This is a genomic window from Shinella sp. (genome assembly GCF_052438155.1).
In the GTDB taxonomy this organism is placed as follows: domain Bacteria; phylum Pseudomonadota; class Alphaproteobacteria; order Rhizobiales; family Rhizobiaceae; genus Shinella.
This window is the reverse complement of sequence record NZ_JBQVPI010000055.1, coordinates 1-13,186: the sequence shown is the minus strand read 5'-3', so window position 1 is coordinate 13,186 and position 13,186 is coordinate 1. Positions and strand designations below refer to the sequence as shown.

The following is a 13,186-nucleotide window of genomic DNA, read 5'->3' as shown; positions in this document are numbered from 1 at the left end:
CGGAAGAGCTTCTTGTGGCTCACAAGGTGGCCCTCGCGCCGGAGCCGAACATGAAGGCGTCGATAGCCGAAGCGGCGACGTTCATGCGCCAGCGCCTTCATGTGCTCGCGAAGACCATGATCGTCGCTGCGGCTGGTTTCGTAACGGATCGTCATCCGGCAAGAACCGATGGCTTTACACGCCCGCCGTTCGCTCATCCGATGGTGGCTCACCAGATGCGCGACAGCTCTCCGCCTGGCTGCGGGCGTCACCACTTCTTTCCCAAAAGGTCTTTCAAAGCCGCATTGTCGAGCATCGTATCCGCCAGAAGCCGCTTCAGCTTCATGTTCTCGTCCTCCAGCGTCTTCAGCCGCCTGGCTTCGGACACGTCGATGCCGCCGAATTCGGCCTTCCACTTATAGATGCTGGCATCGCTGACACCGTGCTTGCGGCAAAGCTCCGAGACCGGCGTATCCGCCTCGTGCGCCTTCAGAATGCCGATGATCCTGTTCGTCCGTGAAACGGTTGCGCTTCATTCCCTGGTCCTCTCAATGGGCCAGAGCGTACTTCAAAATGGACTAGTTCAACGGGGCAAGGGCACCTGTCTCCCGGACTGGGTTTCATTCCACACCATGCGCAACGCCTGCCCTCGCGCATCCGGCGCAGGGCGGGAAATGCTTGTTGGCACCGGCACCAGGCAGAACAGCTCGCAGCGCAAGGAGGGAAGTCCCGGACCGGCAGCCAGCCAACCCCGGTAACGGAAAACTATGCGGGAAAAGGTGCTGCTCAGCGTCCATTTTTGATACGGCGCGACTGCCGACCCTTCCTTTGACCCGGACGGAATCCCCCCGACGTTGTGTGTCCAGAGAACCGTTTGCCATTACCCGGGCCGTCCAGCGCCCCAACTCCTGCCGTCTGCGGCAGCCCTGTCCCCTTGGTCCGTCACGAGACAGACGGCGGGGACGTTGTGACGGCCTCTCCAAAGGCGCTGTCGAGAATGAGCAGCTTCTGGGCCTGGGCGCGGGCATATTCCGCGTAAAAATCCGGCGATATCCACATCGGCGAATACCCGCGCCGGCCGCTCCAGCCGATGCCGCCGATCGCCTCCGCCGCCGCTAGCTTCCGGCTCGTATGCGCCCGCGACAAGCCGAAAGACGTGGCAAGGTGGGAGATCGAGTTCACGTCCGTCAGTAGCCTGCCCCCCTTCGAGGCCGCTTGATCCTCGATGCCGGCGATCAGCCGGTCCATGAGGTTGCCGCCCGCATCCGCCCAGGTGAAGATCGTGTAAAACGGGCCGGGCGTGCGCACCTCCCCGCTCGACAGCAAACCCCGTGCCACAATCGGCGCAAGATGGGCCAGCAGGCGCTCCGGCTGCGCCAGAAACAGGCCGCTCCTTCCCTTGCCGTCAACGACGTCGAAGGCTCTGAAATGCAGATCATACCAGTGGATCAAGACCGACAGGGGCGCGGGCGACAGCTCGACCTCGCCAACGCGACCATCGCAGCATATCGCCGAAGGGCGAACCACATCATATTTCAGCGCCTCATCGAAGAAGGCGGTGGCCGTATTGCGGCTGGCAAGACCGTGCTCAAGGGCAAGAAGCCCCATACGGCGGCGCGTCAACCCGGGCGCGCCCTCGAAAACAGCACGGAAATGATAGGCCAGGGCAGCATGGCACAACAGCCATCGCTGCTGCGAGGCAAAGAGGGAGGAGATCCGCGGGGACGCCGCGTGCAGGGTGACGAAACCTTGCGCAAGAAGCCGCAACACGCCCGGAAAGGCCTCCGCCCCGATCAGTCGTCCAAGCCGGTCTTCATGCGGCTCCCGGTCTTCCCACGGCTCCATGTGCCGCGGCGGCATGCGCGCTCCGGGCAGGTCAAGCATGGTTTGCCCCGCACAGCGTTTTCCCGCCGGTCAGCCAACGATGGGTCTCCATCCAAAGAGGCCCGGTCTCGGGGCGCTGTGCGCCGGCGGACAGGGAACACGTCCCGCCTTTCTTCAGCTTGCCGTTCTGCATTGTCCTGCTCTCTGCCAAGGCTGCGCCGGTTGTTCCTGTTTTCACAGCATTGGAATTGATAGTCCGCATGGGCAGCCGGTGTCCTGACACGGCGTCGACAGGATTCTGGGATTTTCTGGAATTTTTCTGAAATCGAGACCGGAACCGTTGAAGCCATCAGCAAGGTCGAGGCATCGACAGGTTGACGGCGAGCCCCACCTCTCTCTAGTTTGCGCATCGACGCGCGACGGGAGATCGTGAGGGGCCGGTGTTCTTTTTTTCGGGTTTCATTCTGGATCCGGACCGCGTCGAGCTGCGCGGCCCAGACGGCGCTGCCGTCCGCTTGCGTCCGAAGGCTTTCGAAGTGCTGCGCCTGTTGGTCGCCAACAGCCACCGCGTGCTTGGCAAGCAGGAACTGCTGGACGCGGCATGGCCAGGGGTTCATGTCGGGGAAGACAGCCTGTTCCACTGCATCCGCGAAATCCGCACGGCGCTCGATGATCATGAGCGGCAGATGGTCAAGCTCGTATCCGGCCGCGGCTATCTGTTCGCGGTCGACGTATCTGCCGGGCGCGATGCCACATCTGCAGGCACCACACCGCCATCGGCACCTCAACTTCGCCCGAAAAGAATACCGGCTCCACGATTCTTGGTGGCTCTGGCTGTCATCGCGGTTGCTGCACCCCTCACCTTCGTCGTGTCCAACTCGGCAAGCTTTTCCCGCCCGTCCAAACCAGCGGTCGAGGTTCTGCCGCTTATCGATAGCGCGGCGAATGCGCAAGACGCCGCGCTATCCCGGGGTATTGCCATCCAGCTGCTCGGCGGCCTTTCCAAGATTGACGGCATCCATCTGGTCGTGTCGCGGGAACAGGACGGGCCGGTATCGCAGCAATCAACGGCAGAGGAAAAGCCTGCAACCCTGCTGGTACAGGGCGAATTGCGCAAGACTGCGCAGTCCTGGATATTCCAGGTTCGCCTGATCGACGCTGCAACCCGGGAAATCCGGTCGGTCACCGAGGTTGCGGTCGATGCGAAAGAGCCCGATGCGCAACGAGCGCAGGCCCGGCTCGCGGCGGGGGCGGGCTATGCGCTCGCTTCGCATCTGAATGCGCTGGAGGATGCCGGAAACACCGCGGAAAACAGCCCTTCGGACATTGCAATCCAGCAAGCCGTCGCGTCCATCAACCAGACGACGCGGGAGCGCTTCGCCACGGCGCGTACAATCCTGGAAAAATATCTGGCTGACGAACCCGCCAATGTCGATTTGCAGGTTGCGCTTGCAACGCTTCATCTGCGCGGCATTCAGATGATGTGGTATGGCCCTGCCGAGGAAAATGCCGCGGAGAACAACGCGCGCGCCCTCCTGGAGGAGGCCGTAAGGGCCAGGCCGCAGTCCGCAACCGTCATGGCCGCCTCCTGCCGGTTCCTGACCGCGACCAATCAGTTTGCCGAAAGCCTCGTCGCATGTGCGCGAGCCCTTGCGCTCAACCCCTGGGATGGCGGCGCCCTCTACCAACTCGGCCTGACCCAGCTTCAACTGGGCCGTTTCGATGATGCGCTCGCAACCTTTGTTCAGGCCGACAGTTTCGACACGCCAAAAGTTTCGCGCTGGACCTGGCTGCTCGGAGCGGGCCTGGCGCACCTTGTTCTCGACCGCAACGAAGAGGCCGCGGACTGGTTGCGCCGGTCGATTGCAATAACCCCCGCCTCCGGGCGAAGCCATATGCTCCTGGCGGCCGCCTATCAACGCCTGGGCCGACAACAGGAAGCGAAAGACGCCCTGCGTAAAGGAATGGAGTTGCGGCCGGGTTCAACCGCCCGCAACGTTGGCCTGCCATCGCGCAACGCAAGCGAAGCTTATCTCCAGGCTGCCAGCCGTATCGGCCGGACGCTTGCCGAAATCGGGCTACCGGAGGGGAACACGATTGACGGCAAGTAGTCGCCCCGCATCATTCTATACCCCGTAAACTCGACCTTTCACCGGCAGTGCTATGACGACGGACGGCCCAGACCTTGTTCAATACAGTCCTCGCATGCGTCAGTCGGCGACGGAAATATCGGGGGCCACGGACCCGATATTGTATCCCTCGAGCTGTGCGGCCATTCTATCGCGGGCTGGGAAGTTGAGAATGGTCGCGGTTCCCGGCGTCACCGGAACGACGCGCGACGGGGGAAGATCGAGGAATTCGTGACAGACGGCGCGGATGACGCCGCCATGCGCGACGATCAGCAGATCCCCTTGCGTGCGGGACATCCAGTCCCCGACGCCATCCGCAATGCGTTTGCGAAACGCAATCCAGGTTTCGCCATTGTCCGGCGTAAACGTTCCTGCCCTCCAGGCCGTGTAGTCGTCCGGCCGTTCGGCGATCAGGTCCGGCTTGCGCCGCCCGGTCCACTCTCCCATGTCCAATTCGCGGAACCGCTCGTCGGACGGCGCGTCCGGATGACCGATGAGCGCGACCGTCTGGCGCGTCCGACCAAGATCGGAGGCGATGACGCGGGCGGGCTGCAGCGCCTTGGCATAGGGGCGGAAGCGTCGAACCTGGGCGATCCCGCGCTCGGAAAGCAGCGAATTGTCCTGGCCCTGGAGGCGTTGTTCGGCGTTCCACTCCGTCTCGCCATGACGCATGAGGATCAGCCTCATTGATGTATCCTTTCTCCAGTGGTCGCAAAGACCGCATCGGGTGTGCGAATGAACGAGAGGGCGATGGGCTCCCCCGGTGTCGCGCTGAAATAACCGTCCGCCATGCCGGTGACGCGCAGGTCGCCGATCATCGCCGTCACCATGGTGCGTCCGGCAATTGGTGCGGCTTCGGCAAAGCGAGCCATAAGCGAGGGCACACCGGGTACCACACCGACGCTGACATCTTCGGCACGATAGAGCAGTTGCACCGTGTCGCGGCCGGCGGCAAGGGTCGCCGGCGCGAGTGCCGTCTCGCCGAATACCAGGGTTTCGCCCACGCGACGGACAGGCAGGAGGTTTGCCGGCGGCGTGCCCAGGAATGTCGCGACGAAGCTGGTTTCAGGGTTACGCAGGAGGTCGATGGGCTTGCCGAACTGCTCGACGCGGCCATTGTTGAGCACGGCGACATGGGTCGCCATCGTCATCGCCTCGACCTGATCGTGCGTGACGTAGACGGACGTGGCGCCCGTCGCCCGGTGGATGCGCATCAACTCGCTGCGCATCTCGATGCGCAATTTGGCATCGAGATTGGAGAGCGGTTCGTCGAAGAGGAGGATGCTGGGCTCCGGCGCGATCGTGCGGGCGATCGCCACGCGTTGCTGTTGGCCGCCGGAGATTTCCGCCGGATAGCGCTCGGCAAGGGCGTCGATACCGAGAAGAGCAAGCACTTCCCTCACCCGCTTCTCGCGCTTCTCCCGCGGCCATCTCGCAACCTTCAGCGGCCAGGTGATATTGCCAGCGACCGTCATGTGCGGCCAGAGCGCGTAGCTCTGAAAGACGAGACCGGCATTGCGCCGGCCGGCATCGGCAATGACGCCACCCGCCCCGCTGGAAACGGTTTTCCCGACGAAGTCGATTTCCCCTTCGCTTGGACTTTCCAGCCCCGCCAGCATGCGCAGCAAGGTCGACTTGCCGCAACCCGAGGGGCCGACGAGAACGAGAAAGGAACCGGCAGGAACCGTAAGATCGACATCCTTGACAGCGGTGAATGCGCCGAACCGTTTGACGAGATTGCGAATCTGGATGGCGTGTGCGGCGCCTGTCGCGATTGCGTTCATGACTCTTTCCATTTCTGAACGCGGTTCTGCAGACTGTGAGCCAGGAAGGAGGCAGCAAGGCAGACCACGAGGATGACGAGGGTGATGGCATTGGCGAACTGCATGAAGCCTTCCGCCGCGTAGCGATAGGCAACCATGCTGAGCACCGGCGAGGTGGCCGTGAACAGCAGCACGACGAGCGAAAGATCCCGTACCATCTTGACGAAAACGAGGATCGCGCCGGCGAACAGGCCGCGGATCGCCAGCGGGAAGATGATCGCGAACAGGCGACGGATGAGACTCGCGCCGGTCAGCCGGGCGCTTTCCTCGATGTCGGCCGAAATCTGGCCAAGCACGGACCGGCCGGATTGCACGGCAAAGGGCAGATTGTGCGCCGATGCGGCAATGACGAGCAACGTGAAGGTACCATAGAGTGAGGGGAATGGCCCGATCGGCGCACCGAACAGTGCGATATAGGCCGCGGCAAAAGCGATGCTCGGCACCAGCAACGGCAGGAAAGCGAGCTGGCTGAGGAGCGTGGCGAGCAGGCTGCCCCGGCGCTGCACGATGGTATAGGCGAGCGCGAGGCCGAGCAGCATGGTCGTGAAGGCCACGACGAGGCCGAGGCGGATCGTGTTCCAGATGGCGTCGAGCAGAACAGGATTGCGGAAGATGCCGGCCTGGCCCTGCGCCATCTCGCCGCCACCCTCGCCGATCCAGAAATGCAGCGTCCAGTTGGAGAACAGCGCCCCACTCTGCGGCGCAAGGCTGGAAGCGGCAAGCACAAGCACCGGTACGACCGTGGTCAGCAGGCCGATGGCGGCGGCGATGGCGAAGAGCGGCCAGCGCCAGGCGCCAAGCGGGAAGCGTTTTGTGCGCCCACCCTTGCCGGTGACCGTGATGAAGGCCTTGCGCCCCGAGACGAGGCGGTCAGACAGGAAGAGGAACAGGGCCGAAACAGCGATCAGCAGCAGCGCGATGACAAAGCCGCGTTCATTCTGCCCGGTCTCGATCATGCCGAAGAGACGGGTGGACAGGGTCTGCATGCGTACCGGCAGGCCAAGCAAGGCGGGGGCCGCGAAATTGGCAACCGCACCGGCAAAGGTCAAAGAAGCCGCCGCGATCAGCGCCGGGGTTACGACCGGCAGAATGATGCCGAAGAAGATGCGGGGGCGTTTTGCACCCGCCATCTGGCCGGCCTCGACGAGATCGGCACCGACGGAGCTGAGTGCGGCGGCAATGATCGTATAGGCAAGCGAATAGTAGTGGGCAATCAACACGATCGCCGTGGGGATGAGCCCCCAGGCCAGCCAGTCGGGAATGGCGAGGCCGTTCGTCTCGAAGAAGCCAGCCGAGCCGCCAAGGCGGGAGTTGCGAAACAGCGTGCCCCAGGCAAGGGCTGCCGCAAAGCTCGGAATCATGTAGGGCAGCATGGCCATCAGGCCGATGAGACGCCGTCCCGGCACGTCGGTGAGCACGACAAGCCAAGCGAGAAAACCGCCGATGATCAGGCAGCCGCTCGCGACACTGAAGCCGAGGATCATCGTGTTGAACAATGGCCGCCACCACAGATTGGCGGAAAGCGGGCTGGCAAGAACGGCCTTCCAGGCCGCCATCCCCTCCGGCGTCAACGTCGAGAGCACGATGCGGGCGAGCGGCGCTACCACCAGTATGGCAACGATCGCGACGAGAAGAGCCGGCAAAAGGAAACCTGATCGGAACAGCCGGCTGCCCGATGGCGCGAAAAGCGAAGTCGATGTCATGAAAACCCTCCGCGCAGACCGGCATACCCATTGGCACGCCGGCCTGCCGGTCCGTTACTGAAGCGTGATGATGAGGTCGCCGATCCGTCCGCGCGCAGCCGCCGTCTTCGCCGGGTCGATCGTCCACGCCTTCAACTCGCCCAGTTTGACGGAATCGGGGTGGTGGGCAATGGACGTGCGCGTGGCATAGTCGCCCGGTACGTTGAACGGTTCGAAACCTGCTCCACCGGTCGGCGTGTCATCACCGAACATGAAATCGATCAACAGGCGGGCGGCGGCAGGATGCGGCGCCTTGTCGGCGATCGTCAGGACTGCCGGAAAGAGAATGCCGTTCGCCGGCTCGACATTGTTGGCAACCTGCAATGCCCAGCCTTCCTTTTCATTGTCGCGGCGGTCCGAATAGGTGCCGAAGCCGACGGGCGGGTTTTTGGCATTCGCATCGCCGACCGACTTGTTGAGCACGTCGCTGTTCGGAACCAGGATCAGATCGTTTTCGAACAGCGCCTTGATGAACTGCTCGCCCGCGCCTTCCAGGCCTTCCTCGATCTCGATGTCCTTGCCGTATTGCGCCTTGTATGCGGCGGCCATCTCGTCCGGATGGAGCGCGATCTCGGTCAGAAGATCAAGCAGTTCACCACGCTGGCTCGGATCAACCATCAGCACCCGGCCCTGCCATTCAGGCTCGGTCAGTTGCCAGAGATTGCTGACCGGCGAGCCGTTCGGAAAGGCCTTTTCGTTGTACATCAGCACCTTGGTGGAGAGGCGCTGCGTCAGGAGCGGCGCCTTGTAGCGGTCCTCCAGCTCTACCGCCACGCGCGGCGGCACATAATTCACGATGCGCTTCTCCTCCAGAAGCTTCGTGAAGACGACGGGCGTATCGGCGATGTAGAGCACGTCGACGGCGTGAACACCGGCCTGCTGCTCGGCTTCGATACGCGCGATCTGCTTGGTCGAACTCATGTCGAGACCAATCAGGTCGACGCCCGGATAGACTGCCTCGAAGGCCGCTTCGACCTTTGCGATGCGGCTCGACAGCGAAAAGACCGTGACGCTGCCTTCCTTTTGGGCAAGCGGCAGCAATTGCTGCGACGTCAGGCCGTCGAGATCATCTGCGAGAGCGAACCCCGGCAGAACGAAACAGGCCGCGAGGGCGGATGCGTATAAGCGTTTCATCATGGTTTCCTCCTCCATTTTTTCAATCAGTCGAAGTCGTTGAATAGCTCCGACAGTTTTTCCAATCGTCCGATAACCTCCCGTTCATGCCGTCCGGCGATCGTCAGAACGATGCCATTGACGATCGCGAAGGGGATTGTCGGCGTCTGGAATTCGCTTCCCGAGCGCCCGCGCGGCGCCGCCAGCATGAGATCGGCGGCCGGCTCCATCAGCGGACCGGCAAGGTCCGAAATCAGAATGGTCCGCGCACCGACACGGGCCGCGTGCCGCACGAGCGGCGCGTAACTTTGCGGCTGCTTGCGAAACGCAAGCGCAACCACGATGTCATTCGCCTCCATCGCAACGAGGCGCTCGGCTATGTCGCGGCCGCGCCCGGTCAGCGCGATCGTCGTCATGCCGAACCGGTCAAGCCGGCGTTGCAAGAAACCGGCCACGGACTGCGCATGCCCCTGACCAAATATGAAGACGCGACGTGCCCCGAAGACCATATCGGCGGCGTGATCCACGTCCGCCTGCGGCACGGACCGGGCGAGCGTCTCAAGCGCCGTGATCTCGGCGGCGATGAGGTCGGTCAGATAGTCGCCATGCTCGACCTTGGCGACCGACCGGCGCATGCGGTTGGCGGCATCCTGATCGAGCAGAACCTCACGCTGAAGTTCGGCGCGCAGATCGGGAAACCCCTTGTAGCCAAGCTTCTGCGCCAGGCGCGTCGCCGTCGCCTCGTGCACGCTGGCGCGCTGGGAAAGCTGCGATCCCGAAAGGAACGCCGCCTCCGCGCGGTTCTCCAGCATGGCCGCGATCAACTTCTGATCCGCTACCGTCAGCTTCTTGGACTTGGCCTTTATGCGATCCAGAATGGTCATGGCGCTCGACACGATTGTTTGCAGCACCAATCGTTATCGCAAGTCAACTTGCAGTCAATACACCAACCGCAAGATTTCTTGCAAGACCCTGCAAGGGTGGAGCAACACTGCTGGCGGGCTCCCCGCATACTATGTACAATCGCCCATCGACATGCGACGCCTTGGGCTTTCTGTGTTCTCGCCTCATTTCGACAAGCTCCTCATCTGCAGGGCAGCCACTATGCTCAGTATGCGGATCAAGCATGTGGAGGAAACGGCAAGCGGCGTACAACTAAGAGACTTTGAACCGCCCCGGGTTTACCGGAGACCGTTTGGTTTAAGTTGTGCAGCCAATGCTGGTGCGTCCAGCATGGCAAAATATTGTTTTTCGGCCTCGTTGGGTGGACTGTTTCCGATGGGCTCCAGAAGGCGGCGGTTGTTGAACCAGTCGACCCATTCGAGCGTGGCGAACTCCACGGCTTCGAAATTGCGCCATGGTCCGCGTCGATGAATGACCTCAGCCTTGTTAAGGCCGTTGATCGTTTCGGCGAGAGCGTTGTCGTAACTGTCTCCAACGCTGCCGACAGATGGCTCGATACCCGCCTCTGCCAAACGCTCGGAATAGCGAATGGATACGTATTGGACGCCGCGGTCGGAGTGGTGGATGAGCCCGCCGCGATGGACGGGTCGCCGATCATGAGTGCCTGGTCGAGGGCAGCGAGGACGAAACCCGCATGAGCAGTCCGGCTTGCCCACCAACCGACGATGCGGCGGGCGAAGACGTCGATCACGAAGGCCACGTAAACGAAGCCCTGCCAGGTTGCCGCATAGGTGAAATCGGATAACCACAGCATGTTCGGCGCGGGAGCGAAGAACTGCCGGTTGACGCGGTCGAGTGGGCATGGAGCGGCCTTGTCGCTGATCGTCGTTCGGATCGGTTTGCCACGAATGATGCCCTGAAGCCCCATGGCCCTCATAAGCTGAGCGACAGTGCAGCGGGCGATATCGTAACCCTCTCGCTGCAACTGCCGCCAGACCTTGCGCACGCCATAGACCTGGACGTTCTCATTGAACACCCGGCGTATCTCGACCTTCATGGCAAGGTCGCGCCGGACGTGGACCTCATAATAGGTGGACGGGGCAACATGCAGAAGCTTTGCGCAAAATCTCGTTGGCCTGACGAAGCTCGCGGTTCTCCCGTTCCAGAGCCTTCATCTACTCCGCGAGGTCACTCGGCAAACCCGCCCGTTTGCCGCTGTCCACCTCGGCCTTCTTCACCCACTCATTCAGCCTATGTGCCGAGCCGCCGATCTTGGCTGCGATGGAGGAAACAGCAGCCCACCGCGACGGATGTTCGGCTTCATGCTCCGACACCATTCGAACGGCACGGGCACGGCCTTCAGGGGAGAATTTGTTCGTCGTCTTGCTTGTCATAGACCCTACTTCTCACAAGTTCGGGTCTCCGGAAAACCCGGGGCGGTTCACACTGTGGGCCTCGATCGGAGAAGGCTCATGAAGTCCCAAGGACCATATCGACGGCACTCAATACCATTCAAGCTGCAGCCTTGCCAGGATCTCCGAAACGGTGTCATCGGACGGCGTGACGCAGGCGAAGCAAGCGGCTCGGCTCAGTGACCTGGTTTTCCTGCATCCGAGAAGGGAATGAACTCGGCATCGTCGCCGGGCGGCAGGCGGAAGCGGCCGTGTTCGAAATCGCCCTTGATCCAGGCTTCCTTCGCGGCTTCCAGCTTTTCCTTCGAGGAGGCGACGAAGTTCCAGGCGATGTAGCGCGGGCCGTTCAGCGTCTCGCCGCCGAGCAGCATCAGCCGCGCGCCCGCCTCACCGGCGGTGACCGTGATGGGATCACCGGGGCGGAAGACCATCATCTGTCCGGCTGCAAATTCCTGTCCGGCGACCAGCACGGAGCCCTGTGTGACATAAAGCCCGCGATCCTCGTGATTGTCGGGCAAGGGCAGTTTCGCCCCGGCCTGAAGCACGGCGTCGGCATAGAACATTTCGGAGAAGGTCTTCACCGGCGCCCGCTCGCCCCAAGCATTGCCGAGGATGAGGCGGACCTGCTTGCCCTCGCCGCTGAGCAATGGCAGGGCATCCGCCGCGTGGTGCTCAAAGCTTGCCGGTTTGTCCTCATGGTTTTCCGGCAGGGCGACCCAGGTCTGGATGCCGAAGAGCGAATGCCGCGTGGCGCGGGTTTCTGGGCTGGTGCGCTCCGAATGGGTGACGCCGTTACCGGCGACCATCCAGTTCACATCGCCCGGATAGATCATCTGGCTGGTGCCGAGGCTGTCGCGGTGCTGGAATTCACCCTGGTAGAGATAGGTTACCGTGGCAAGCCCAATATGCGGATGCGGGCGCACATCGATGCCGCCCTCGTTGATGAACTCGGCCGGACCCATCTGGTCGAAGAAGATGAAGGGGCCGACCATCTGACGCTCTGGCGCCGGCAGGGCGCGCCGCACCTCGAAGCCGCCGAGATCACGCGCCCGTGGTATGATCAGCGTTTCGATATCGGCAATCGTGCCGGCCTCGGGACATTGGGGTTCTATACCGGGCATCCAGCTCATGGTGCGTCCTCCTTCTAGAGCATTTCCAGCCGAAGCGGCATCGCTTCGGCGTCGGATAATGCGATGAAAACAATATCCTGGAACAATTCCGGTGAACCGGATTTCACCGGAATTGCTCTAGGGCTGTTTCAAGATGGCGTCGTTGCGGCCGGTTGCGCAACCGCAAACCGGCCGCATGACAATTTATCCGTCCGCCAGGAAGGCTGTGATGGCATCGATTTCCGGCTGGCGCACCTCGTGACCGCCATCGTGCAGGACGCGTTCGACCGCGGCGCCCTGCCCTTCGAGATAGCTGGCAAGCGCCTCCGTGAGCGGCAGCGGGCAGATCGGGTCGCGCCGGCCGGCGGTGACCAGGATTTTTCGCCCACGGAGCGCCGGGTTGGGCGCGGGCGTCCAGGGGATCAGCGGATGCATCAACACCGCCCGATCAAAGAGTTTTGGCGCGTCGAACAGCACCGAAGCAAGAATGTTCGCGCCGTTGGAGTAACCGAGCCCGTAGATCGGCGTATCGGGATTTTCCGCCTTATGGGCGCGGATGAAATCCGTCATCTTGCGGGTGCGCAACGCCAGGTCCGCCATGTCGTAGACCCCTTCCCCCGTGCGGCGGAAGAAGCGGTTTGCGCCGTGTTCGGAGACGTCGCCACGCGGCGAGACGATGCCGGCCTGCGGCAGGATCTGATGCACGAGGCCGGTGAACTGGTGTTCGTCGCCGCCGGTGCCGTGGAAGGTGAAGACCAGGGGTGCGCCGGCGGCCGGCGTCCTGGCAAAATGTTGGTAGCTGTCACGGGACATGATGGTCTCCAATGAAACAAAGTGATGGGAAGGCCGCCGGGCGAAAAGACCGGCGGCCGGATCGGCCGTGTCAGTCGACGATGGGCGGCAGGATCTCTTCGATCCGGTCGCGCAGATGGGCGTGCTGGCGCGGCAGCTTCAGCGCTTCGCCAAGATGGGCGGTGTCCTCGTCGCGGTTGAAGCCGGGTTCGTTCGTCGCCACCTCGAACAGCACGCCGCCGGGCGTGCGAAAGTAGATCGCCCAGAAGTAATCACGGTCGATTGTCCGACATCAGCGCCCATGAGACAGAATTGGGTTAATTGAGAAGAGAGGATTTTCGGCTCATCGTAGCTCACCCA

Annotated in this window: 9 protein-coding genes and 3 pseudogenes; 1 reads left to right on the top strand and 11 read right to left on the bottom strand. The window is 62.5% G+C overall.

The genetic code is table 11. From position 1 onward, the window contains the following. Both ACT6VE_RS33295 and ACT6VE_RS33290 read right to left on the bottom strand, forming a co-directional pair. Window positions 1-515: pseudogene (locus ACT6VE_RS33295) on the bottom strand (transposase); the annotation flags it as partial. Window positions 516-921: 406 nt separating this feature from the next. Next, window positions 922-1,863, bottom strand: a complete 942-nt coding sequence (locus ACT6VE_RS33290) for a hypothetical protein (protein ID WP_444802474.1) — start codon at window positions 1,861-1,863, stop codon at window positions 922-924. Window positions 1,864-2,243: 380 nt separating this feature from the next. On the opposite strand from ACT6VE_RS33290, the gene ACT6VE_RS33285 reads away from it, so the two are divergent. Continuing rightward, window positions 2,244-3,914 (top strand): winged helix-turn-helix domain-containing protein, encoded by a 1,671-nt coding sequence (locus ACT6VE_RS33285; RefSeq protein ID WP_444802473.1) that lies wholly within the window; start codon window positions 2,244-2,246, stop codon window positions 3,912-3,914. Window positions 3,915-4,013: 99 nt separating this feature from the next. Here the strand turns inward: ACT6VE_RS33285 and ACT6VE_RS33280 are convergent, their stop codons facing one another. The 9 genes and pseudogenes from ACT6VE_RS33280 to ACT6VE_RS33240 all read right to left on the bottom strand — a co-directional run. After that, window positions 4,014-4,619: a histidine phosphatase family protein gene (locus ACT6VE_RS33280; protein WP_444802472.1), complete on the bottom strand. Its 606-nt coding sequence runs from the start codon at window positions 4,617-4,619 to the stop codon at window positions 4,014-4,016. Further along, window positions 4,616-5,716, bottom strand: coding sequence for an ABC transporter ATP-binding protein (locus tag ACT6VE_RS33275; RefSeq protein ID WP_444802471.1), 1,101 nt, complete (start codon window positions 5,714-5,716; stop codon window positions 4,616-4,618). Before ACT6VE_RS33275 ends, ACT6VE_RS33280 begins: the two co-directional genes overlap by 4 nt. Next, entirely contained in the window at window positions 5,713-7,458 is a 1,746-nt protein-coding gene (locus ACT6VE_RS33270) for an ABC transporter permease (protein ID WP_444802470.1), read from the bottom strand. Before ACT6VE_RS33270 ends, ACT6VE_RS33275 begins: the two co-directional genes overlap by 4 nt. Window positions 7,459-7,512: 54 nt before the next feature. After that, the gene (locus ACT6VE_RS33265; protein WP_444802475.1) at window positions 7,513-8,631 is read right to left on the bottom strand and encodes an ABC transporter substrate-binding protein; all 1,119 of its coding nucleotides are present in this window, start codon (window positions 8,629-8,631) and stop codon (window positions 7,513-7,515) included. 26 nt (window positions 8,632-8,657) lie between these two features. After that, window positions 8,658-9,494 (bottom strand): MurR/RpiR family transcriptional regulator, encoded by an 837-nt coding sequence (locus ACT6VE_RS33260; protein ID WP_444802469.1) that lies wholly within the window; start codon window positions 9,492-9,494, stop codon window positions 8,658-8,660. 297 nt (window positions 9,495-9,791) lie between these two features. After that, window positions 9,792-10,907: pseudogene (locus tag ACT6VE_RS33255) on the bottom strand (IS3 family transposase). Between the two features lie 194 nt (window positions 10,908-11,101). After that, the gene (locus tag ACT6VE_RS33250) at window positions 11,102-12,055 is read right to left on the bottom strand and encodes a pirin family protein (RefSeq protein WP_444802468.1); all 954 of its coding nucleotides are present in this window, start codon (window positions 12,053-12,055) and stop codon (window positions 11,102-11,104) included. Window positions 12,056-12,238: 183 nt separating this feature from the next. After that, window positions 12,239-12,847: an alpha/beta hydrolase gene (locus ACT6VE_RS33245; protein ID WP_444802467.1), complete on the bottom strand. Its 609-nt coding sequence runs from the start codon at window positions 12,845-12,847 to the stop codon at window positions 12,239-12,241. 70 nt (window positions 12,848-12,917) lie between these two features. Continuing rightward, a pseudogene (locus tag ACT6VE_RS33240) lies at window positions 12,918-13,109 on the bottom strand (ring-cleaving dioxygenase); the annotation flags it as partial. Between the last annotated feature and the right edge of the window lie 77 nt (window positions 13,110-13,186).

Excerpts from the sequence above, each read along its gene's own strand:
- ACT6VE_RS33290 (WP_444802474.1), bottom strand. The coding sequence starts at position 1,863 with ATGCTTGACCTGCCCGGAGCGCGCATGCCGCCGCGGCACATGGAGCCG.
- ACT6VE_RS33280 (WP_444802472.1), bottom strand. The coding sequence starts at position 4,619 with ATGAGGCTGATCCTCATGCGTCATGGCGAGACGGAGTGGAACGCCGAA.
- ACT6VE_RS33275 (WP_444802471.1), bottom strand. The coding sequence starts at position 5,716 with ATGAACGCAATCGCGACAGGCGCCGCACACGCCATCCAGATTCGCAAT.
- ACT6VE_RS33270 (WP_444802470.1), bottom strand. The coding sequence starts at position 7,458 with ATGACATCGACTTCGCTTTTCGCGCCATCGGGCAGCCGGCTGTTCCGA.
- ACT6VE_RS33265 (WP_444802475.1), bottom strand. The coding sequence starts at position 8,631 with ATGAAACGCTTATACGCATCCGCCCTCGCGGCCTGTTTCGTTCTGCCG.
- ACT6VE_RS33260 (WP_444802469.1), bottom strand. The coding sequence starts at position 9,494 with ATGACCATTCTGGATCGCATAAAGGCCAAGTCCAAGAAGCTGACGGTA.
- ACT6VE_RS33250 (WP_444802468.1), bottom strand. The coding sequence starts at position 12,055 with ATGAGCTGGATGCCCGGTATAGAACCCCAATGTCCCGAGGCCGGCACG.
- ACT6VE_RS33245 (WP_444802467.1), bottom strand. The coding sequence starts at position 12,847 with ATGTCCCGTGACAGCTACCAACATTTTGCCAGGACGCCGGCCGCCGGC.